The sequence below is a fragment of the Arthrobacter sp. SW1 genome (assembly GCF_001766675.1).
In the GTDB taxonomy this organism is placed as follows: domain Bacteria; phylum Actinomycetota; class Actinomycetes; order Actinomycetales; family Micrococcaceae; genus Arthrobacter.
This window is the reverse complement of record NZ_MJLT01000004.1, coordinates 91,013-111,663: the sequence shown is the minus strand read 5'-3', so window position 1 is coordinate 111,663 and position 20,651 is coordinate 91,013. Positions and strand designations below refer to the sequence as shown.

At 65.7% G+C, this 20,651-nt stretch carries 17 protein-coding genes and 1 tRNA gene; 7 read left to right on the top strand and 11 right to left on the bottom strand.

Features of this window, described 5'->3' with window-relative positions:
- Nucleotides 1–37 precede the first annotated feature (37 nt).
- Together BIU82_RS04875 and BIU82_RS04870 are read left to right on the top strand one after the other, a co-directional pair.
- Nucleotides 38–1,396 carry an FAD-linked oxidase C-terminal domain-containing protein gene (locus tag BIU82_RS04875; protein ID WP_070348362.1) on the top strand — a complete coding sequence of 453 codons (1,359 nt, stop codon included), beginning with the start codon at nucleotides 38–40 and terminating at the stop codon, nucleotides 1,394–1,396.
- 141 nt (nucleotides 1,397–1,537) lie between these two features.
- The gene (locus BIU82_RS04870; protein WP_083292196.1) at nucleotides 1,538–2,782 is read left to right on the top strand and encodes an MFS transporter; all 1,245 of its coding nucleotides are present in this window, start codon (nucleotides 1,538–1,540) and stop codon (nucleotides 2,780–2,782) included.
- Nucleotides 2,783–2,868: 86 nt separating this feature from the next.
- Here the strand turns inward: BIU82_RS04870 and BIU82_RS04865 are convergent, their stop codons facing one another.
- From BIU82_RS04865 to BIU82_RS04840, 6 genes are all read right to left on the bottom strand, one after another.
- Nucleotides 2,869–4,092: an amidohydrolase family protein gene (locus BIU82_RS04865; protein WP_070348342.1), complete on the bottom strand. Its 1,224-nt coding sequence runs from the start codon at nucleotides 4,090–4,092 to the stop codon at nucleotides 2,869–2,871.
- 27 nt (nucleotides 4,093–4,119) lie between these two features.
- Nucleotides 4,120–5,142, bottom strand: coding sequence for an oligopeptide/dipeptide ABC transporter ATP-binding protein (locus tag BIU82_RS04860; protein WP_070348341.1), 1,023 nt, complete (start codon nucleotides 5,140–5,142; stop codon nucleotides 4,120–4,122).
- A 7-nt stretch (nucleotides 5,143–5,149) separates the two neighbouring features.
- Nucleotides 5,150–6,196 carry an ABC transporter ATP-binding protein gene (locus BIU82_RS04855; RefSeq protein ID WP_070348340.1) on the bottom strand — a complete coding sequence of 349 codons (1,047 nt, stop codon included), beginning with the start codon at nucleotides 6,194–6,196 and terminating at the stop codon, nucleotides 5,150–5,152.
- On the bottom strand, nucleotides 6,193–7,194 hold the full coding sequence (locus BIU82_RS04850; protein WP_070348339.1) for an ABC transporter permease: 1,002 nt from the start codon (nucleotides 7,192–7,194) through the stop codon (nucleotides 6,193–6,195). Before BIU82_RS04850 ends, BIU82_RS04855 begins: the two co-directional genes overlap by 4 nt.
- 64 nt (nucleotides 7,195–7,258) lie before the next feature.
- A complete protein-coding gene (locus tag BIU82_RS04845; protein ID WP_070348338.1) occupies nucleotides 7,259–8,983 on the bottom strand; it encodes an ABC transporter substrate-binding protein in 1,725 nt (574 codons plus the stop codon).
- A 78-nt stretch (nucleotides 8,984–9,061) separates the two neighbouring features.
- A complete protein-coding gene (locus BIU82_RS04840) occupies nucleotides 9,062–10,078 on the bottom strand; it encodes an ABC transporter permease (protein ID WP_070348337.1) in 1,017 nt (338 codons plus the stop codon).
- 281 nt (nucleotides 10,079–10,359) lie between these two features.
- Between BIU82_RS04840 and BIU82_RS04835 the strand changes: the two genes are divergently transcribed.
- The gene (locus tag BIU82_RS04835; RefSeq protein ID WP_253182687.1) at nucleotides 10,360–11,043 is read left to right on the top strand and encodes a GntR family transcriptional regulator; all 684 of its coding nucleotides are present in this window, start codon (nucleotides 10,360–10,362) and stop codon (nucleotides 11,041–11,043) included.
- 67 nt (nucleotides 11,044–11,110) lie between these two features.
- Here the strand turns inward: BIU82_RS04835 and BIU82_RS04830 are convergent, their stop codons facing one another.
- The 4 genes from BIU82_RS04830 to BIU82_RS04815 form a co-directional block, all read right to left on the bottom strand.
- On the bottom strand, nucleotides 11,111–12,523 hold the full coding sequence (locus BIU82_RS04830; RefSeq protein ID WP_070348335.1) for a DUF4032 domain-containing protein: 1,413 nt from the start codon (nucleotides 12,521–12,523) through the stop codon (nucleotides 11,111–11,113).
- Nucleotides 12,524–12,618: 95 nt separating this feature from the next.
- Nucleotides 12,619–13,701 (bottom strand): sn-glycerol-3-phosphate ABC transporter ATP-binding protein UgpC, encoded by a 1,083-nt coding sequence (ugpC, locus tag BIU82_RS04825; protein WP_070348334.1) that lies wholly within the window; start codon nucleotides 13,699–13,701, stop codon nucleotides 12,619–12,621.
- Between the two features lie 228 nt (nucleotides 13,702–13,929).
- Nucleotides 13,930–14,736 carry a trehalose-phosphatase gene (gene otsB / locus BIU82_RS04820; protein WP_070348333.1) on the bottom strand — a complete coding sequence of 269 codons (807 nt, stop codon included), beginning with the start codon at nucleotides 14,734–14,736 and terminating at the stop codon, nucleotides 13,930–13,932.
- Nucleotides 14,726–16,216 (bottom strand): trehalose-6-phosphate synthase, encoded by a 1,491-nt coding sequence (locus BIU82_RS04815; RefSeq protein ID WP_070348332.1) that lies wholly within the window; start codon nucleotides 16,214–16,216, stop codon nucleotides 14,726–14,728. The genes otsB and BIU82_RS04815 overlap by 11 nt, the downstream gene beginning before the upstream one ends.
- A 174-nt stretch (nucleotides 16,217–16,390) precedes the next feature.
- On the opposite strand from BIU82_RS04815, the gene BIU82_RS04810 reads away from it, so the two are divergent.
- A complete protein-coding gene (locus BIU82_RS04810) occupies nucleotides 16,391–17,275 on the top strand; it encodes a DsbA family protein (RefSeq protein ID WP_070348331.1) in 885 nt (294 codons plus the stop codon).
- 164 nt (nucleotides 17,276–17,439) lie between these two features.
- A tRNA-Thr gene (locus BIU82_RS04805) sits at nucleotides 17,440–17,516 on the top strand.
- Between the two features lie 85 nt (nucleotides 17,517–17,601).
- Here BIU82_RS04805 and BIU82_RS04800 read toward each other — a convergent pair.
- On the bottom strand, nucleotides 17,602–18,459 hold the full coding sequence (locus BIU82_RS04800; RefSeq protein ID WP_070348360.1) for an oxidoreductase: 858 nt from the start codon (nucleotides 18,457–18,459) through the stop codon (nucleotides 17,602–17,604).
- A 113-nt stretch (nucleotides 18,460–18,572) separates the two neighbouring features.
- On the opposite strand from BIU82_RS04800, the gene BIU82_RS04795 reads away from it, so the two are divergent.
- Together BIU82_RS04795 and BIU82_RS04790 are read left to right on the top strand one after the other, a co-directional pair.
- Complete coding sequence (locus BIU82_RS04795) at nucleotides 18,573–19,238, top strand: TetR family transcriptional regulator (RefSeq protein ID WP_070348330.1); 666 nt, start codon at nucleotides 18,573–18,575, stop codon at nucleotides 19,236–19,238.
- Between the two features lie 749 nt (nucleotides 19,239–19,987).
- Complete coding sequence (locus BIU82_RS04790) at nucleotides 19,988–20,485, top strand: hypothetical protein (protein WP_070348329.1); 498 nt, start codon at nucleotides 19,988–19,990, stop codon at nucleotides 20,483–20,485.
- Nucleotides 20,486–20,651 lie beyond the last annotated feature (166 nt).

The window sequence follows — 20,651 nt, the reverse complement described above, 5'->3', positions numbered from 1 at the left end:
GGAGAACGGGCTCGACGCCGGAGCACCGGCCGGATTCATGGAAGAACTCGCCGAAGGCCTCCGCACCGGGCAGGTGAGTGCCGAAGACGGGCTCCTGGCCACGTATTCCATCGACCAGGGCCCGGTGACCGACTGGCAGCTGCCGCTCGCCGTCGTTTGGGCCGAGTCGGTGGAAGACGTGCAGCACATTGTGCGTACCTGCTCGAAGTACCGGGTGCCGATCGTGCCCCGCGGTGCCGGTACGGGGATTTCGGGCGGCGCGCACGCCATCCGGGGATGCATCGTCCTCAGCATGGAACGGATGAACCGCATCCTGGAGCTGAACCCGGAAGACGAGACCGCCGTCGTCGAACCCGGCGTCATCAACGCCGATCTGAACGCCGCTGCCGCCGAACACGGGCTGATGTACGCCCCTGATCCGGCGAGTTTCAGGATCTCTTCGATCGGCGGCAACGTGGCCACCAACGCCGGCGGGCTGCGCTGCGCCAAGTACGGCGTGACTCGGGATTCCGTGCTTGCGTTGGACGTGGTGCTGGCAGATGGCTCCCTGATGCACACCGGCCACCAGACCTTCAAGGGCGTGGCCGGGTACGACCTCACCGCCCTGCTGGTGGGTTCGGAAGGCACCCTGGCAATCGTGGTGGGCGTGACCGTGCGCCTGCGCTACCTGCCCCGGGACGTCCGCACCATCGCGGCGTTCTACCCGGACTTCCGCAGCGCGGCCGCGGGGGTGCTTGCGGTGGGCAAGGCGCGCGTGCAGCCGGCCATCATGGAACTCCTGGACCGCGGGAGCCTGGAGCAGCTGGACGAGATCAACGGCAGCGGCCTGCTGGCGCGCGGCCACTCCCTGCTGCTGGTCCAGACCGACGGTTTCGGCGCCGAGGCCGAAGCTGATGTGGTCCGCGAGGTGCTGGCCGCCGGGGGAGCAACGGTGACCACCGAGGCCAGCGAGGAAGCCGAACGGCTGGTGGACATGCGGCGCAACGCCCGCGGCACCGAGGTGGACGACGAATTCCGCGTGGGCGAAGACATTGCCGTGCCGCGGTCCAAGCTGGTGGACTTCGTCGCGGCGCTGGAAGACATGGCAGCCCGGCACGACGTCCGCCTCAAAGTGGTGGCGCATGCCGGGGACGGCAACCTGCATCCCACCTTCTGGGCGGACCGCGTGGATGAACTGACTGACGCCGCCACCATCCGCAGGCTCAACGCCGCGTTGGACGAATCCATCGAGGTGGGCCTGCAGCTCGGCGGCACCATTACCGGGGAGCACGGCGTGGGCCAGTACAAGCTGCGCTGGCTGGGCTTGGAACTCCCCGAACCCGTGCGCGCGCTGCAGCGGCAGCTCAAGGACGTGTTCGATCCGCTGGGGATCATGAATCCGGGCAAGGCGATTTAGCGCAAGTCTGGCTGGTTCACCCTCGCTGGTATCCCAAGCTGCAACATGAAGACATATTGATCACGCTTCGGACGCTCATTTACTTTTAGCCACCCTGAGATCTATCTTTCTTGGTATACCAAAAAGGATCGAGGGGGATACATGAGCGCACGGCGGCCGTCCAAGGCAATGGTGGCATGGTCCACGGCTGCGGTCATGGTGTCGCTCCTCCTCGTCTCGGTCAACCTCCGGCCTGCCATCACCACCGTGGCAGTCGTCATGGGCCGGCTCGAACACGGCTATGGCGTGGACGGGCACCTGCTGCCGGTCCTCGGTGCCTTGCCGGTGCTCGCCTTCGGCGTCTCGGCCCCGCTCGGTCCATGGCTGGCGAAACGCCTCGGTACCGGCCGCGCGGTGGCGCTTGCCCTGTTCGTCCTCGCTGCAGCGCTCGCAGCCCGCGCCCTCGTTCCCGGTCTCCTCCTCCCCGGGACCTTCCTTGCCGGAGCTGCGATCATGACGGCCAGCGTGCTCCTGCCCCAGATCGTCAAGGAGTACCACGGCACCGGCTGGTGGACCGGACTGTGCACCATGGGCTTCGGGCTGGGCGCCGCACTCGGCGCCGGACTCGTCCAGCCCCTGCAAGCGGCGCTTGGCGGCAGCCTCGGTGGCGCACTGGCGATCTGGGCCGTGCCCGCAGTGCTCGGCGGCGTGGTGGTGGGGGCGGCCGTGAAGACCGGCCCACGTCGCGCGGCGTTGTACGCGGACACTTCCGAAAGGCCGGTCCGACGGCGCCTGCGCACGCAACGCACTGCGTGGGCAGTGGCGGCCTTCTTCGGGCTGCAGGCACTGCTCTATTTCGCCGTGACATCCTGGCTGGCGGTGTTCCTCGAATCCAAGGGCCTCAGCCCCGCTGACGCTGCCGCGATGCTGGCCTGGTTCAGCTTCGCGGGGCTGCCCGCCGGCCTCCTGGTGCCGGTCTTCGCGGGCCGCCCTGCCGTGCTGCGGATCATGGCTCCGGGACTCGGGCTCCTGATCGCCGCCTCCCTGCTGGGCGTCCTGCTGGCCCCGGCGGAGATGCAGTTGCCCTTGATCGGCATCCTTGGCTTCGCCCAGAGTGCCCCGTTCGGACTCGGCATGGCCCTCATCGTTCTTCGCTCCTCGGGGCCCCGGACGGCGGGAAGACTGTCCGCCATGAGCCAGGGCTTCGGCTTCGCCGTCGCCTCCCTGGGCCCGCTCGCCGCCGGCCTCCTGCACGAATGGAGCGGCACCTGGGCACCGAGCTTCGTGTTTCTCGCCGGCGTTGCGCTGCTGGTGGCGGTGGCCGGCTTCCTCGCCGTCAACGGTCCGGAGGTCGACGGCGGAGAGACGGCCGGGCGCGCAACGGAACCGGCCGCCGTCGGGCGTTAAAGTCACAGCGCGAACGTACAGATGGGGCCCCAGAATCCGCGGATTCGGGGCCCCAAGTGTACGTTCGCGCTTGAGGCGGGGGAGGCTTAGACCAGCTCGAGCTGGTCCGCCACCACCTGGCCGCGGTGCAGGACCGTGCGGTCCGTGCCGCGGTCCATCACGGCGGAGGCGACCGTCTCGCCGTCGACCAGCAGCAGCTCGGCCGGGTCTCCGACGTCGACGCCGGGGCGGTGGGCCGTGCCCTTCAGCCGGGTGGCGTTGGGGTCAAGGATGCTGGCGCCGCCGATGCTTGCGATCGCGAGGCAGTGCTCGATCAGCTCGTCCTTGCGGAAGCCGTGGGTGAAGGCCAGCTGCCAGGTGCGGTCCAGCATGTCGGTGTTGCCGTAGGGGGACCAGTAATCGCGCTGGCCGTCCTGGCCCAGGCCCTGGCGGACGCCGGCTTCGGAGAGCAGCGGGATGGGAAGCTGGTCCGCCACACCGGTGGAACCCGGGGCGACGGAGGCCATGGACACGTCCAGCTCGGCGAATTCGTCGATGAGCCGGCGGGTGGTGGCCTCGTTGACGCTGCCCAGCGAGTAGGCGTGGGACATGGTGACCTTGCCCTGCATGCCGAGGGCGCGGGTGCGCTCCAGGATGAGGTCGGTGCTGAAGACAGCCAGGTGGCCGGGCTCGTGGAGGTGGATGTCGATGGGCACCTGGTATTTCTCTGCCAGGCCGAACACGATGTCCAGGTGCTTCACGGGATCGCGGTCCAGGGTGCAGGGATCGATGCCGCCCATGACGTTGGCGCCGGCCTTCAGGGCTTCCTCGAGCAGTTCCGGGGTGCCTTCTTCCCGGAGCAGGCCGGCCTGCGGGAACGCGATGATGTCCACGTCCGCCTGGTCCTTGAAGTGTTCCTTGGCGGCCATGACGGCGTCGAAGCGTTCCAGCTTGCAGTCCACGTCAACCTGCGCGTAGGAGCGTACCCGGGTGGTGCCGCGGGCAATCATGCGGCCCAGGGTGTCCCGGACGCGGTCGTTCAGGGGGACTTCGGCCTTGCGCCAGTTCAGGCGGTCGTTCATCATCATGGCCCAGACGCCAGGCGCGCCGCTGTGCTCGCGGAAGGGCAGCCCGATCCGGGTGGAATCCAGGTGCACGTGCACATCGGAGAAAGACGGGACCAGCAGGCGGCCGCGGCCCTCGACGACGGTGGCGTCGCCGGCCGGGCGGGCCGGGTCATGGGGTTCGACGGCGGTGATCTTGCCGTCCGCAATGGTGACGTCGCTCAGCGACTGTCCCCAGGGGCGGGCGGCACGGATCAGGGTTTTCACAGGGATGCTCCTTTGCTAGTGATGGGTCTATTGCACACCCGCGGCGAGCGGGCTCGCCAGCGCGGTGTGGTGGCAGGCAGGGGAACCGGCGACGGCGGGCGTCGGGACTTCGCCGACGCAGAGCTGCTTCTGTTCCTCGCTGAGCGTGCCGAACAGCGGGCAGCGGGTGCGGAACACGCAGCCGCTGGGCGGGTTGGCGGGCGACGGCAGGTCGCCGCGGAGCCGGATTTTCTGCTGGGCGCGGGCCGCCTTGGGGTCCGGCAGCGGCACGGCGGACAGCAGCGCCTGGGTGTAGGGGTGGCGGGGTGCGGCGAACAGTTCGTCCCGGGAGCCCTGCTCCACCATCTTGCCGAGGTACATCACGGCGACCTGGTCCGAAATGTGCCGCACCACGGAGAGGTCGTGCGCGATGAAGATGTACGAAACCCCGGTGTCCTTCTGGATTTCCTGCAGCAGGTTGACCACCTGGGCCTGCACCGAGACATCCAGGGCGGACACCGGCTCATCGCAGGCGATCACGGACGGGTTCAGCGAAATGGCCCGGGCGATGCCCACGCGCTGCCGCTGGCCGCCGGAGAACTCATGCGGGAAACGGTTGTAGTGCTCGGCCTTGAGGCCCACCTGCTCCAGGAGTTCCTTGACGCGGTTCTTCAGGCCGCCCGGCGGAGTGATCTTCTGGGCCACCATCGGCGCCGCGATGGCCGTGCCGATGCTTTGCCGCGGGTTCAGGGATGCGAAGGGGTCCTGGAAGATCATCTGCACCTTGCGGCGGAAATGGTAGAGGTCCTTGCCGCGCAGGTGGCTGATGTCCACACCGTCCACCAGGATCCGCCCGGCGGTCGGGTCCATCAGCCGGGCGACCATCCGACCGGTGGTCGACTTGCCGCACCCGGACTCACCCACGAGCCCCAAAGTCTGGCCGCGGCCGAGGCTGAACGAGACGCCGTCGACCGCTTTCACGGTGCGTTTGCCGCCCGGGGCGAAAAGGCCGCCCTTGACGGGGAAGTGTTTCTGGAGGTTCTCCACCTGGAGAATCGGCTGCTGTTCCATGGTGGTCCTATCGGGAAGTCCGGATGGTGAGGAGCTGTTCGCCGCCCAGGTGGCAGCGGGTGCCGTGCCCGGCTTCGGCGGTGAACTCCGGACGCTGCTTGTGGCACAGGCCGTCGGCCACCATGGACGCGTACTCACAGCGGGCGCTGAAGATGCAGCCCTGCGGCAGGGCAAGGAGCGACGGCGGCGAGCCGGGAATCGGGTTCAGCTTGCCGGATGCTGTGGTCAGGGTCGGCATGGACTTGAGCAGGCCAAGCGTGTACGGGTGCCGGGTGTCGTAGAAGATCTCGTCCACCGGCCCCGATTCCACGCACTGCCCGCCGTACATGACCAGGACGTCATCGCACACCTCTGCCACAACCCCGAGGTCGTGGGTGATGAGGATGAGCGCAGAGTTCGTCTCCTGCTGGAGTTCGGCCATGAGGTCCAGGATCTGGGCCTGCACGGTGACGTCGAGTGCCGTGGTGGGCTCGTCCGCGATCAGCAGTTCGGGCTCGCAGATCAGCGCCATGGCGATCATGGCGCGCTGTCGCATGCCGCCGGAGAAGTGGTGCGGGTATTCGTCGAAGCGCATGTCCGGGCTGGGAATGCCCACCCTGCCCAGCATGTCGACGGCGGCCGCCCGGGCCTGCTTCTTCGTCGCCTTGTTGTGGACCAGGTACGCCTCGGCGATCTGGTGGCCCACTGTATAGAAGGGGTGCAGGGCCGAGAGCGGATCCTGGAAGATCATGCCGATGTTCCGGCCGCGCAGCTGCCGCATGCCGGCTTCGGACAAGGTCACCAGGTCCTTGCCCTGGAAGAGTGCCTGGCCGGTGACCTGCGCGGAAGTTCCCTTGAGGAGTCCCATGAGGGCCTGGCTGGTGACGGACTTTCCGGACCCGGATTCGCCCACGATGCCGAGGGTCTGGCCGCGGTCCAGGGTGAAGTCCATGCCGTTCACGGCAGAGACCACGCCGTCGTCGGTGGGGAACTTCACGGAAAGGTTCCGGACGTCCAGGAAGGCGGCCGGCTCCGGTGCGGCGACCGCCGTCGGGCTTGTTTGGGACTGGGTCACTGGAGCCTCACTCGGGGATCGATGGCTGCGTAGGCGAGGTCGACGACGACGTTCGCGACGATGACGAAGAAGGCGGCCAGCATGGTGATCGCCATGGTGACGGGAAGGTCGCCGGAAACAGCCGCGCGGACGGCGGTAAAGCCGAGGCCGGGCACCGAGAAGATCTGTTCCGTCAGGACGGCGCCGCCCAGGAGCAGGCCGATGTCCATGCCCAGCATGGTGACCACAGGAGTGATGCCGGCGCGGACGCCGTGCTTGAATGTGACGGTCCGGGGCGCCAGGCCCTTGGCCCGGGCGGTCCGGATGAAGTCTTCGCCGAAGGTTTCGATCATGTTGGTGCGGGTCACCCGGATGTAGGAGGCGCTGAAAAGCACGGCCAGGGCGATCCACGGCAGCAGGTAGTTCAGGACCCACGCCCAGGGCCCCTGCGGGCCGAAGGGGCTGTTGATCTCGTTGGTGGTGAAGGGCAGCAGGTGCAGCTGGTTGACGAAGACCAGCAGCAGGAACAGGCCGGTCACCGGGATCGGCAGCGAAACGCCCACCGAGGCGGCGCCGACAATGAACTTGTCCGTGGGAGAGCCCTTGCGCAGGGCGGCCAGCAGGCCGAGCCCGACGCCGGAGAGGGTCCAGAGGACCAGGGCACCGATGGCCATGGAGAAGGTGTAGGGGAGCGAGCGGGCGATGATGTCGGAGACGTTCTCATTGGTCTGGAACGACTTGCCGAGGCAGGGCCACTGGCAGAGCGATTCGGCGCCGGGGGCACCGATCATGCGGTCGGCGACCAGGCCGCGCATGTACTCGGCGTACTGCACGAAGAAGGGCTGGTCCATGCCGAGGGCGACGCGGGCCTCCTGCACGCGCTCGGGGGTGCATTCCTGGCCGCAGGCGGCGGAAGCCGGATCAGCGGGGCCAAGCTGGAAAAGGGTGAAGGTGATGAAGCTGACTGCGACGAGAAGCAGGAACAGTGAACCTGTCCGGCGGAGGATGAAACGGATCATGGTGCTGGTTGCGGGCCGCCCGGGGTCTTCCGGGCGGCCCGCGTCTCCTTTGCGATGAGGCCGGTTAGTGTTCGACGCCGACGATCGAGAGGTCGATGCCGCCGAAGAAGTAACCCACCTGGGCGTTGCGGATGTTGGAGCCCACCACGCTGTTGGTGTGGCTGCGGATGAGCGGGATGATCGGGTAGGTCTTCAGTGCCTTGTTGAACTCTTCAGCCCACTTCTTGCCGAGCTCCTCGGAGGTGCCGGCCGTGTTGCGCAGTTCGTACATGGCCTTGGACACCTGCGGGTCGAAGTAGCGGGCGGTGTTGGAGAAGCCGTAGCTGGTGCCGTCGTTGTTCGGGCCAAGGATCGGGTCTGCCGAGGTGCGGACCGAGGACGGGTCGGCGCCGCCGCACCAGCCGGAGCGGCCCATGTCCGGCAGCTGGTCGCTGGCCAGCACGGAGTAGTAGTTCGGCGCCGGGATCGGCACCAGCTGGACGTCGATGCCGAGGGCCTTCAGGTTCTGCTGGACCACGGTGCCGGTGTTCTTGTAGGCATCGCGGTTGGTGGCGTAGCCGTACGTGAGGGTCTTCGGGTAGTCCTTGCCTTCGAGGAGCTTCTTGGCTTCTTCCAGCTTGGGCTTGCCCGCGGGGTCGATCTCCAGGCCGGGATCGGCATAGCCCACCATCTTGCTGTTCAGCGGGCTCTGGGTGAGCTCACCGAAACGGCGTCCACCGTACTGGACCAGGATGGACTGGCGGTCCAAGGCAAGGGCGATCGCCTTGCGGACGTCCGGATCCTTGAGCTTCTCTGTGTTCAGGCTGAGCACGTCGTTGCAGCCGAGCAGGCCTGAGGCCACGCGGTCCTTGACCTGCGGGTCGGCAAGCTTGGCCGAATCGGAGGTCTGCAGCGCGCCGTTGGAGTCAAGCGTGATGGCGTTGGGGTCCGAGTTGGCGATCAGCTGCTGGCTGATGGTGCTCTGGGACGTGGACAAGGTGAAGGTGAAGGTGTCCGGGAGAGCGGTGCGGTTGGGGTCGGTGGCCGGATCCCAGTGCGGGTTGCGGACCAGCTTGAGGGACTTGCCGCGGCTGTAGGACTGCACCATGTACGGACCGGAGGACACCGGGTGGTTGGTGTAGTCGAGCTTGGTGTCCTTGGCCTTCGGCACCGGGGCGGTGTTGGAACGGGAAGCCAGTGCCGGGAACTCGGCGAACGGCTTCTTCAGGTGGAAGACCACCGTCCGGGCATCCGGGGTTTCCACTGCCTTGAGCACGGCGGAAGGGTTCTTGTACGGACCCTTGTAGCCGCCGTCGTCGAGCGCGGCGTTGAGCTCCTGCGGGGCCTGGGTGTACACGTCCTGCGCGAAGGTGCGCTCAATGCCGTACTTGATGTCCGCCGAGGTGATCGGCGTGCCGTCCTCGAACTTGATGCCCTCCTTGAGGGTGTAGGTCCAGCTCAGGCCGTCCTTGGACACCTTGCCGGTATCGGTGGCGAGGTCCGGAACGATCTTGGGCGGCTGGCCCGCGGTTTCCTTTGCCATGGTCAGCGTGCGGTAGTACAGCTGGCCGACGTTGGCCGTCTGGACGTAGTTGCTGTTTCCGGGGTCCAGGGTCTGGAAGTCAGAGGACATCAGGACGTTGACGTTGCCGCCCTTGGTGCTGAAGCCGGACTTCACGATCTGCGGCGCGGAATCGGTGACCGATTTCGCCGACGACGTGTTGCCGGGCTGGCTCTGACCTGCCGCGCAACCGGTGGCTGCGGTGGCGATCAGCACGGCAAGGGCAAGTGCCCTGCTGCTGTTCTTCATGGTTCTCCTCTTTGAGTGGGTGTGACGGAGTTGAGTGGAGGTGACGGAACGTCGGGTGGAACAGATGGGGGAAGGGGATCAGTGGCGCGAGGCCTTGGGATCCAGTGCATCGCGCACGGCGTCGCCCAGCAGGTTGAAGGCCAGGACCGTGATGACGAGCATGACGCCGGGAACGGCAAGGAACCACGGATCACTGAGGTACCAGTTGCCGGCCTGTGCTGCGTTGAGCATCTGGCCCCACGACGGTGTGGGGTCCTTGACGCCGACGCCGAGGAAGGACAACGCGGCTTCCGCGGAGATGTTGGTGGGGATCAGCATGGTGGCGTAGACCAGCACGACGCCCATGACGTTCGGGATGATCTGCCGGAACAGGATGCTCAGGTGGGAGGAGCCGAAGGAGCGGGCGGCCTCGACGAACTCCCGTTCACGCAGGCTCAGCACCTGGCCGCGGACGATGCGCGCAAGGTAGGCCCAGCCGAAGAAGCCCAGGATGATCACCAGGGACGCCATGGGCAGGAAGCTGCCTTGTCCCAGGGGGGTGTCCCGGAGGCGGGACTGCAGGATGGGCGTCAGGGACAGGACCAGGAGCAGGTGCGGGAACGCCAGGAACAGGTCCATCAGGCGGCTGATGATGGCATCGGTCTTGCCGCCGAAGTAGCCGGCCGCTGCGCCGAGCACGGTGCCGAGGACCACCGAGACAAGCGTCGACAGCAGGGCGATGGTCAAGGACACCTGGCCGCCGTAGGCGAGGCGTGCGAAGAGGTCGCGGCCGAGGCCGGGCTCCACGCCGAGCCAGTGGCTGGCCGAAGGATACATGTAGCCGGGAAGGGGGAGTCCCGGGGTTTCGAAGTCGTCCAGGACTTCCGGGCTGGTGTTCGAGGTGAAGGGGTCATTGCCGGACATGGCACTGAGGACCGGTGCGAGGATCGCGAAGAGCATGATGGCCACTACGACGAAGAGGCTCAGCAGGGCGATCTTGCTGCGGCGGATCCTCAGCCAGGCGGTAGCCAGCAGGGAACGGGCCTCGGCAGGGCGGGCTTCGGCTGTGGCCGCGCTCGCGGTGCCAGGTTCGGCCGGGGATTGAAGCTGGGTCAACGGAAAGCTCGTTTCGTGGTTCGAGGAGCGCGCTCCGGAACATCTTGTATACCAAACCTAAGTTAGGCTAGAGCAAATGCGATGTAAATCACAAAACGGCTACTTCTGGGATACCAGACCTGAGTCGAAGGACGGGCGGGAAAGATGCGGAAATACGGCGCAATACCAACTGCGGATGAGGCGTTGCCGCCCGTGTATGCTCGGTTGAAGTGATGGGCGGTTTGACCCGCCAAGCTCCCGGAGTCCTTGCCGGGGCAGTGAACGGGAAAGGGGCCAAGCCCATGTCGACGCCGGTGACTGGAACGCTGAATGGCCGGGATGACGAAGCCCGGGCCGAACAGGTCTACCAGCTGGTCCTCGAAGGCATCGTTGCCGGCGACTACGCCCAGGGTGAGCGGCTCCGCGAGCGTGCGCTTTCCGAGATCTACAACGTTTCCCGGATCCCCGTGCGCGAGGCCATCCAGCGCCTGGAGCAGGACGGTTTCGTGGAAACCTTCCCGCGCCGCGGCGCGGTGGTTCGGCGGCTGACGCTCAGCGACGTCAATGACTTCTTCGACATGCGGCTCTGCCTGGAAACCTTCGCCGCGCGGCTGGCTGCCGTCCAGGTGGGGCAGGGCGCCTCGGGCGAGACCCTGCGCCAGTTGCTGGAAGACGGCCGGACCGCCATCGACGAAGGGCGGGGCGACGACGTCGTACGGCTGAGTGCCGCGTTCCACGCGGAGATCGTGCGGCTCTCCGGCAACCGCCTCCTGATTGATTCCGTCAAACCGCTTTTCGGCCGCATGCGCTGGATCTTCGGCCTGGCGCACAACCGCAGCAACGAACTCCAGCGCGACGAGCACGTGGAACTGTGCAAGGCGATCCTGGGCGGCCACGCGGAACTGGCCTATTCCCTGGCGTACTCCCACATCGAGCTTGGCCGCGTGCCCGTGCTCGCAGGCCTCGCCGGCAAGCTGGAGCCGTAAGGCCGCAACAGCCCGGCAGAACGGACGACGGCGCCCGGCCGCCTTTGGGGGCCGGGCGCCGTCGTCGTCAGTCGTCCGAGTCCGGGTACTCTTCCAGTTCGTCGTACCGCGACTCCTCGGTTTCCACCTCGAGGATCTTCAACAGTTCGGTGTCCGGATTGAGCATGATCGCGGCTTCGTCGCGGCGGTGCCGCAGCACGGTGTCCAGGTAGGACTGCACCGTTTCGGCGAGCGGGATGTGGCGGTCCTGTTTCTGGCTCATGTACCAGCGGTGCTCCAGGACCTCGTGCACCACTTCGGCCGGTTCCAGCTTGCCGGACAGTTCCCGGGGGATGGAGCGCACGATCGGTTCGAAGATCTGGCTCACCCACAGGTGCGCGCTGTATTCCTCGTCCATGCCGGGGTTGTTGTCCGCCCGGAACTGGTCCATGTCGTTGAGGAGCCGGCGGGCCTGGTTCTCCTGGGCGTCCAGCCCGGTCAGGCGGAGCAGGCGCCGCTGGTGGTGGCCGGCGTCCACCACCTTGGGCTGGAGCTGGATGGTGGAGCCGTCCGCGGTGGTCTTGATGGCGTATTCCTCGACGTCGAAGCCGAGTTCGTTGAGCCGCCGGATGCGGGCGCCCACGCGCCACCGTTCGCCAAGCTCGAAGGACTCCTTCTCCGTGAGTTCGGCCCACAGACGCCGGTAGGAATCCATGATGAGCTCCGAAGTGGCCACAGGGTCCACCTTGTCCTCGATCAGCCCGCCGTCCAGGAGGTCCATGAGTTCGCCGGCGATGTTCACGCGTGCGATTTCGAGGTCGTACTCGCGCTGCCCCGTGGACAGGTCCGGGTAGAGCTCGCCGGTTTCGGCGTCCACCAGGTACGCGGCGAAGGCGCCGGCGTCGCGTCGGAAGAGGGTGTTGGAGAGCGAGACATCGCCCCAGTAGAAGCCGATCAGGTGCAGCCGCACCAGGAGCAGGGCCTGGGCGTCGATGAGGCGGGTCAGCGTGTCCTTGCGCAGCATCTGCGAGAACAGCGCGCGGTACGGCATGGAGAACTTCAGGTGCCGGGTGACCAGCACCGGGTTCAGGGGCTTGCCGTCCGCGGTGGTGCGCCCGGTGATGACGGCTACCGGCTCGACGCAGGGGACGTCCAGCCGGGCCAGCTTGCGGAGCATGTGGTACTCGTGGCGGGCCACGTGCTCCGAGGTTTCCTTGATGGCGATGACCGATCCGCCCAGATGCGCGAAACGCACGATGTGCCGGGAAATACCACGGGGCAGGGCTGCGAGGTTCTCGGCCGGCCAGTCCTCCAGGGCGATGTGCCAGGGGAGATCGAGGAGTTCCGGGTCCGCGGCGGCTGCGGTGATGTTGAGCGAGCCGATGACGCTCGCCGGAGGAGCGGTGTCCTTGGCGCTGGCGGCCTCGGTGCGGGGCAGCTTGCCGATCTGCCCGTAGTCGGTCGGTTCGTCATGCCACTGGGCTCCGCTTTGCTCGGTCATGGTGTCATTCTTCCGTATGTCGGGGTGCGGTTAACGCCGACGGCGGCCCTTCCGTGTGGAGGAGCCGCCGTCGGTGATGCGGTGACGCAGTTGGGTCAGTCGCCCAGGCGCAGGCCGGTCTTGGTGTCGAACAGGTGCACGTGGCCCTGCTGCGGACGGACGAAGATGGCCTCACCCTTCATCGGGGGGCGGCGGCCGTCGACGCGGGCCACGATGTCGTGGTCCTTGCCGTCCAGCGTGGTGTGGCCGTAAACGTAGGCGTCGGCGCCGAGTTCTTCGACGACGTCGACCTCAACCTGCAGGCCTTCGCCCTGGCCGACCGTTTCGAGGTCTTCCGGACGGACACCGAGGGTGACGGTCTTGCCGGTGGCGTCCTCGAGGACGTCGTGCTTGACCGGGTAGACGGCACCGCCGAACTGCACGCCGTCGCCGACGACCGGCAGTTCCAGCAGGTTCATGGCCGGGGAGCCGATGAAGCCGGCAACGAACACGTTCTGCGGCTTGTCGTAGAGGTTGCGCGGGGTGTCCACCTGCTGCAGGAGGCCGTCCTTCAGAACTGCCACGCGGTCACCCATGGTCATGGCCTCGACCTGGTCGTGAGTCACGTACACGGTGGTGACGCCGAGGCGGCGGGTCAGGGACGCGATCTGGGTGCGGGTCTGGACGCGGAGCTTGGCATCGAGGTTGGACAGCGGCTCGTCCATGAGGAAGACCTGCGGGTTACGCACGATTGCGCGGCCCATGGCAACACGCTGGCGCTGGCCGCCGGAGAGGGCCTTCGGCTTGCGGTCGAGGTACTGCTCGAGGTCGAGGAGCTTGGCGGCTTCGCGGACGCGCTCGGCGCGCTCTTCCTTGGAAACACCGGCGATCTTGAGGGCGAAGCCCATGTTGTCCGCCACGGTCATGTGCGGGTACAGGGCGTAGTTCTGGAAGACCATTGCGATGTCGCGGTCCTTCGGCGGAACGTCGGTGACGTCGCGGTCGCCAATGAGGATGCGGCCGGAGTTGACGTCCTCGAGGCCTGCGAGCATGCGCAGGGAGGTGGACTTACCGCAACCGGAGGGTCCGACGAGGACCAGGAATTCGCCATCGGCGATGTCGATGTTGAGCTTATCGACGGCGGGCTTATCAGTGCCCGGGTACAGACGCGTAGCGTTGTCGAAAGTAACTGTTGCCACAGTTCTCATTTCCCTTCACCGGCAGGTACGTGCCGGACGATCCGTTGTGAATGGTTCTTTTTATTCAGTTGGACTCCCCGCCATTCACGCCTGGAAGCGCGAGTCGCGCCGGAGCGCTTGGCGGGGAGCTCATGCGACGCCGCACGGTGTCTGTGCGCCGCGTCACATAGAGAGTATGCCAGAAATCATTTTTAACGAAGCGAATGTTACGGCCGTCACATTCCGGCCTTAGCCTGACGCAACGTTGTCCCGCCGCTCGCGCAGCACGGCCTCAAGTAGTTCAGCCACATGGACCGGGGCCTCCACGCGGAACTCCGCCTGCGTGAAATCCAGCCCCACCTTGACGCCGACGTCGCCGGGAAGGAGCCTGCCCAACGCGTCTTCGTCCGTGACGTCGTCCCCCGCGAAGAGGACCGCCGTGGCGCCGGTGGCCTGCCGCAGGAACTCCACGGCTTCGCCTTTGGAGGCGTGGACCACCGAGGTTTCCAGCACCCGCTTGCCGTCCTTCAGGTAAACGCCGTGCTTGCCCTGGAGCGCGGTCCGGGCTGCTTCGACAGCGTCTTCGGCAACATCGTCATCGGCCAGCCGGGTGTGGAGGACGACGCCGGCGGGCTTGTCTTCGAGGAGCGTTCCGGGAGCGATGGCCACGATCTCGGCCAGCGTCCTGCGGACTTCCGCCAGCAGCGCTTCCTGTTCCGGGTCCAGATGGAGCCCGGCAGAGCCGGGGCCCAGCCAGGCTTCGGCGCCATGGCTGCCGATCAGCAGCGTGGCGGCAGGGGGTGCGGCAACCGCCCGCAGGCTGGACAGTGCGCGCCCGGAGATGAGCGCCGTCGTCGTCCGCGGAAGGGAGGCGAGTTCGGCGAACGCCGCCGCCGAGCGCGGGAGCGGGCGCGCGTCCTCGGCGTGGTCGACGATCGGCGAGATGGTGCCGTCGAAGTCCATGGCCACCAGTAGCTGCTCGGTTTCCGCGATGGCGCGCACGGCCTCGAGAAGTCCGGGGGAGAGGCTCAGGGGCGGCTTGTTCTCAGCTGTCATCGCGCACCGCCTTTTCTGCCAGGGCGGCCAGGAACTCCGAGGACCAATGGTCGACGTCGTGGTCCAGGATCTGCTTGCGCATGGCGCGCATGCGGCGGCGGGCCTCGACTGCGGGAAGGTCGACGGCACGCATGATGGTGTTCTTGAGCCCGTCGATGTCGTGCGGGTTGACGAGCAGCGCCTGCTTGAGCTGATCGGCCGCGCCGGTGAACTCGCTCAGGACCAGGGCGCCGGTGTTGTTGGTGCGCGCGGTGACGTACTCCTTGGCCACCAGGTTCATGCCGTCCCGGAGGGCGGTGACCAGCATGACGTCCGCGGCGAGGTACAGCGCCACCATCTCCTCGATCGGATAGCTGTGGTGGAGGTACCGGACCGCCGTGTTCTGCATGGTGTCGTAGCTGCCGTTGATGTGGCCCACGGTGCCTTCGACCTCTTCGCGGAGGATCCGGTACTGCTCCACCCGCTCCCGGCTGGGGCTCGCCACCTGGATCAAGGTGGCGTCCTGGACGGTCAGCCGGCCGTCCTGCAGGAGTTCTTCGAAGGCCTTGAGCCGGTGGCGGATGCCCTTGGTGTAGTCCAGCCGGTCCACGCCCAGCAGGATGGTCCGCGGGTTGCCGAGGTCCTGGCGGATCTGCTGGGCGCGTTCCACGATGTCCGGGCGGGTGGCCAGTTCGCTGATCTGTTCCACCGCTATGGAGATCGGGAACGCCTGGGCGCGGGCGATATGCGTGATCCGGCCTTCAGCGTCCCGGACGTGCACCTGCTGCTGTTTGACGCTGGCGCCCAGGAAACGGCGGGCTGAACGCATGAAGTTCGCGGCGTCGCTGGGGCGCTGGAAACCCACCAGGTCCGAACCGAGCAGGCCCTCGATGATCGCCTGCCGCCACGGCAGTTGGGCGAAGATCTCCGGCGGCGGGAAGGGAATGTGGTTGAAGAAGCCGATGCGCAGGTCCGGCCGCGCCTTGCGCAGCATCTGCGGAACCAGCTGCAGCTGGTAGTCCTGCACCCAGACGGTGGCGCCCTTGTCCGCGAACTGCACGACGGCGTCGGCGAACCTTTGGTTCACCCTGCGGTAGGCGTCCCACCAGGTGCGGTGGAACTCCGGCGGGGCGATGACGTCGTGGTAGAGCGGCCACAAAGTGGCGTTCGAAAATCCTTCGTAATACAGCTCAACATCGTCCGCGCTGAGCTCTACCGGGACCAGGTCCATGTCGTCATGGCTGAACGGTTCCAGTGCCTCGTCCGGGGCGCCGTGCCAGCCCACCCACGCGCCGTCGCTCTTGGCCATCATGGGTGCGAGTGCCGTTACCAGGCCACCGGGTGAGCGGCGCCAGCCAGCGCTCCCGTTCGCCACGTCTTCAGCGGAACAACGGTCCACGGGCAACCTGTTGGAAACCACCATGAAGTCGTACTTGGCCGCTGATGGCGAGGGTTTCCGTTTTTCCTTTGTTGTGAGTTTTTCGCTTGCCGGTTTGTGCATTGCTGCTCCCTGGGATTGCTTGTGACTCACATCCCACCCTACCGGCGGGAATCATCGCCTACATCCGCTCGTTCATTGAACGGAGGTTGGTGCCTCGGCCGTCAGGGTGGTCTTCACCCGTAAACTGGCCCAAGTGCCACACCCTGTACCAAGCCACCGATCAACGAGGAACTGATGAGCCCCGCAAACGAACCGCGCCTGTCCAAGGCAGAGCGCACCGCCCAGGCCCGCGAGAAGGCCCGAGAGATCCGCGAAGCGCAGCTTAAGAAGGACAAGAGGAACAAGCTGCTCATCGGCTGGGGCATCGTGGTTGCCGTTGTTTTGATCATCGGCATCATCGCTTTGACTGTTATGCAGGGCATCCAGAACAACGCCCCGATTGCGGACAAGGGCCCGACGCCGGCCAACGGCAACGTGCACGGCGGTGTCACGCTGCTGAAGGGGACCGAAGTTGCCAAGTCCGAGGCGGCCACTGTGGACCTCGCGGCACTGCCCTCCGCCCCGCCGACGAAGCCTGCCACCGTCGTCGCGCCCGGCGCGGAAGCGGAAGCCGGCAAGCCCGTCAAGGTGGTTGCTTACATCGACTTCATCTGCCCCATCTGCAAGGACTTCGAGGCCAACTACGGAGAAATGCTTACCAAGCTGCGCGACGAAGGGAAGATCTCCCTCGAATACCGTGCCTTGGGCTTCCTGGACACCCGTTCCACCACTAACTATTCGTCCCGCGCCGCCAACGCCGCGGCCTGCGTAGTGAACACCTCGCCGGACAAGTACTCCGCCTTCGTTGACCTGCTGTTCGAACGCCAGCCTGCCGAAGGCGGCGCCGGCATTTCGGACAACGACCTCAAGAAGATGGCCACCGAGGTCGGTGCAGCCAGCATCGATTCCTGTGTGGAGGAGAAGACCTTCCGCCCGTACGTGAAGGTTGCTACCCAGGAAGCGGGAGTCATCGGCGTTACCGGTACGCCCACCGTCTTCATCGACGGCAAGCAATGGGCGGGTCAGGACCTCCCCGGCGAGCTGAACAAGGCGATCGCCGCGAAGACCGCGAAGAAGTAGTCCTTCCGCGCTACGGATGCGGGCCGTGTGCTGGTGAACCAGCGCGCGGCCCGCATTTTGCGTTTTGGTGGGGAACGCCAGGAATGGGCTACCCTTGTTGAGCGCTGCTTTTAGCGACGCAGTTGAGCGCTCTTTGTGCGTAACGCCCCGCTTGGCCGGGGCACGCCTCCTTAGCTCAGTTGGCCAGAGCACCTGTCTTGTAAACAGGGGGTCGCCGGTTCGAATCCGGCAGGGGGCTCCACCGGACCCCGTCCGGGCCCGCGGAAACGTGGCCCGGACGGGGTTTTCCTTTGCTCGGAGCACGGCACCTGCTCGGAGCACGGCATCTAGGCGCTGCTGGCTAACCGGGTGGTAGCGGCGCCGGTAAGCCGCGTGATGAACTTGTCGAAGACCCGGTCAGGGAGGATCCGGCTAAGGGCGATCATCGGGGCAGCGCCGATTCCCACGCTGTAGCGGGTCCGCGGCTTGCGGGCGGTGGCCGCCGTCGTAATGGCCCGGGCGACGACCCCGGGAGGCGAGGCGAGGCGATATCCCGGCTCCGAGCTCGCCGCGAGCGTGGCCGTCGTCGCCTCAGCCTGGGCGCGGTAGGGGCCCCGCCCGGAAACGGAGCGCAGCCGATCGGCGGCGATAGCGCCCCATTCGCTGCGGATCCCGCCGGGCTCGATGAGGACCACGTCAATGCCGAACGGCGCCAGTTCCAGGCGCATGGCGTCACTCATGCCTTCGACGGCGTATTTGCTGGCGTGGTACCAGGAGCCGAAAGGCGTGGCGAAGCGGCCGCCCATGGAGCTGATATTGATGATGGTGCCGGAGCGGCGGGCGCGCATATGCGGCAGGACAAGTTGGGTCATACGCGCCAGGCCGAGCACGTTGACGTCCAACTGCGCCTGGGCTTCGTCCAGGGGCACTTCTTCAAGCGCTCCGTAGGAACCGTATCCGGCGTTGTTCACGAGGACATCGATCCGGCCTTCCGCCGCAATGACCCGCTCGACGGCGGCACGCGCCGATGCGTCGTCCGTGACGTCCAGCGCGAGCGTCCGGATTCCGTCTTGTTCGAGCGAGGCCATCCGTTCCGTCCGGCGGGCGGCGGCGTAGACCGTGAAACCGGCCTTATTAAGGTCCCTCGCGGCGGCCTCGCCGATGCCGGAGGAACCGCCGGTGACCAGTGCGACCTTGCTGTCCATCATGTCTTCTTTCCTCGCCGTGGCTGCTTGGTCCGCTTTATCGGACCGATGGTCTCTAATTTAAAAGACCGACGGTTCGTTGTCAATAGACCGCCAGTCTGTAAAATGGCGTGGTGACGACATTCCAGCGCGCCAGAAGCGATGAGCAGCGCGAGGCAAGGCGGCAGGCCATCCTTGAAACAGCGGCGTCCATGATGTCCGAAATGCCGGTGGCAGAGCTCAGCCTCAATGAACTCAGCCGCCGCGTCGGCCTGGCCAAGTCGAATGTGCTGCGGTACTTCGAATCCCGTGAAGGGGTGCTGCTCGACCTTTTCGCGCAGCTGGCCCGCGACTTCCTGTCCGGCGCGGTTGGGCAGCTGCGCGCCGTCGACGTCCGCCAGCCTGTGCAGGAGCGCGTCATTTCGGTGTCCGCCGCATTGGCTTCGGCGTTCGCCGCGCAGGATATGTTCTGCGAGCTGCTCAGCTCCCAGGCTGGAGTCCTGGAACGCAATGTGTCCGCTGAAACCGTGGTGCGCTACAAGCGCGAAGGCCATGCGATCCTCGGCGATTTTGCCGGCGCGATCCACGAAGCCATCCCCGAGCTGGATATGCCGCGCGCCCGGGAGGCGGCGCGCACCATCATGCTGTTGGTGGGGGCTTACTGGTCCCATGCCCATCCGCCCCAGGCGGTGCGGGACGCGTACGCCACCGATCCCGGCCTTAACTTCCTGCCCGAAGGTCTGCGCGCCTCGCTCGAGCGCTCATTGACCGTCCTGTTTTCCGGGCTCCTGGTGGTCTGACCGGCGCTGGCGCGGGCGTATTTTCCGAGCTTCCGGAATCTATTCCTTCGACTCCGTGGAATCGCTGCGGACGTGATGAGCATTGCCTGCTGGGGGCAAAGTCCGTTTTGAATGTTCGAAGCGTCAAAACAGGACAGTTGTTCACAAAGTTGACACCGCGTATTGGCGCATTTAGTCTCGCCTCTGTTGGGGCAACATTAGCGTCCCGACATTTTCAGAAATGAGGGGGAAATGATTAGACGTGTGCTTTCGACTGGAGTAGCGCTGACTGCGCTCGCTGGTATGGTCTTAACCGGAGCTCCTGCTCAGGCTTATCAGTCCAGAGTATTTAACAACGCTCCCTCCAACTGCTGGGGGGCAGTTCAGTGGGCCGGATCGTCCTACTACTCGGGAAGTGTTTCATATGCGAGTACGGCGGAGCGAAACAACCCTTGCCTTAGCCAGACGGTAAGTGCTGCCGTAACAAACAATTGGATTGGCAATGGTTACGTTGTCGGTTCGCGGACATATGGCTATAACTACACATTGGCTTCGTATGGCGCGTCTGATCCTAAGAACTGGGCACACTACGGGGGGTCTCACTCCTTTGGGAATGCTTGGGGTAACTCCTAATGCCCAAGGGCCCGGGTCTTGCTCGCTATACGTCGGCGTTTAGCTTAGCCCTCGCTAGCTCGATTTCGGTGATTGGATGCGCGCAAGGCCCGGTCCCGCAGGAGCCGAAGATTCTTAGCTCGGATGAGATAAAGACGATGGCGCAGAAGGAGCGCGAGCTGGGCAATCTTGAGTCGTCGGAACTCCTGTCTGAGGGCTTTATTGATAAATCCAGGTATGCGAGCGCATTTGCGAATCTAAGAAAATGCATGGCTGAGGGCGGGTATGGAGTTTCTGAACCAATTTTGAACCCCGGTGATGGGATATCTTTTCTCTTTACCTATGATTCGCGTGGCGGCGACCTGGCAAAAATGGACCGACACAGTTTTGATTGCGAGAAGCGGCACTGGGCGACAGTGTCTTCGGTTTTCACCAACACCAATGAGCAAATCATGGAGGAAAAGGTCCGCCTAGCGGCTCAGGAATGCATGGAGAAGTTGGGCCATGTTGTTCCAGATTCGGCACGCAGCTACCTTGCGATGGTAGGTACTCCGCTTGACGAGGGCAGCGCGCGTCAAAAGCACGCAGAGATCTGTATTACGGAAAGCATCTATAGGCTGCATCCAGAAATCAAGTCGGTCGGTCTGGCTTGGTAGTCGTGTAGAGCAAACGGTAGTTGCCGCCGAGAACGTGCCTGAGGGTACGGCCTAAGTTCCCCTTTTAGGGCGGGTAGCTCTTGCCACGTCTCTTGGCGGAATCGGTGGCGGAGAAGGTCGCCGAATTGCTGGTACACGAGATCGCCGTGGGCCCTCCAGGTTCCGA

What these genes read in the sequence shown, in the direction of transcription:
- BIU82_RS04815 (WP_070348332.1), bottom strand. Translation starts at nt 16,216, where the DNA reads ATGCACAAACCGGCAAGCGAAAAACTCACAACAAAGGAAAAACGGAAA.
- BIU82_RS04845 (WP_070348338.1), bottom strand. Translation starts at nt 8,983, where the DNA reads ATGAAGAACAGCAGCAGGGCACTTGCCCTTGCCGTGCTGATCGCCACC.
- BIU82_RS04830 (WP_070348335.1), bottom strand. Translation starts at nt 12,523, where the DNA reads ATGACCGAGCAAAGCGGAGCCCAGTGGCATGACGAACCGACCGACTAC.
- BIU82_RS04790 (WP_070348329.1), top strand. Translation starts at nt 19,988, where the DNA reads ATGGCGCAGAAGGAGCGCGAGCTGGGCAATCTTGAGTCGTCGGAACTC.
- BIU82_RS04870 (WP_083292196.1), top strand. Translation starts at nt 1,538, where the DNA reads ATGAGCGCACGGCGGCCGTCCAAGGCAATGGTGGCATGGTCCACGGCT.
- BIU82_RS04835 (WP_253182687.1), top strand. Translation starts at nt 10,360, where the DNA reads ATGTCGACGCCGGTGACTGGAACGCTGAATGGCCGGGATGACGAAGCC.
- BIU82_RS04850 (WP_070348339.1), bottom strand. Translation starts at nt 7,194, where the DNA reads ATGATCCGTTTCATCCTCCGCCGGACAGGTTCACTGTTCCTGCTTCTC.
- otsB (WP_070348333.1), bottom strand. Translation starts at nt 14,736, where the DNA reads ATGACAGCTGAGAACAAGCCGCCCCTGAGCCTCTCCCCCGGACTTCTC.
- BIU82_RS04800 (WP_070348360.1), bottom strand. Translation starts at nt 18,459, where the DNA reads ATGGACAGCAAGGTCGCACTGGTCACCGGCGGTTCCTCCGGCATCGGC.
- BIU82_RS04860 (WP_070348341.1), bottom strand. Translation starts at nt 5,142, where the DNA reads ATGGAACAGCAGCCGATTCTCCAGGTGGAGAACCTCCAGAAACACTTC.
- BIU82_RS04810 (WP_070348331.1), top strand. Translation starts at nt 16,391, where the DNA reads ATGAGCCCCGCAAACGAACCGCGCCTGTCCAAGGCAGAGCGCACCGCC.
- BIU82_RS04875 (WP_070348362.1), top strand. Translation starts at nt 38, where the DNA reads ATGGAAGAACTCGCCGAAGGCCTCCGCACCGGGCAGGTGAGTGCCGAA.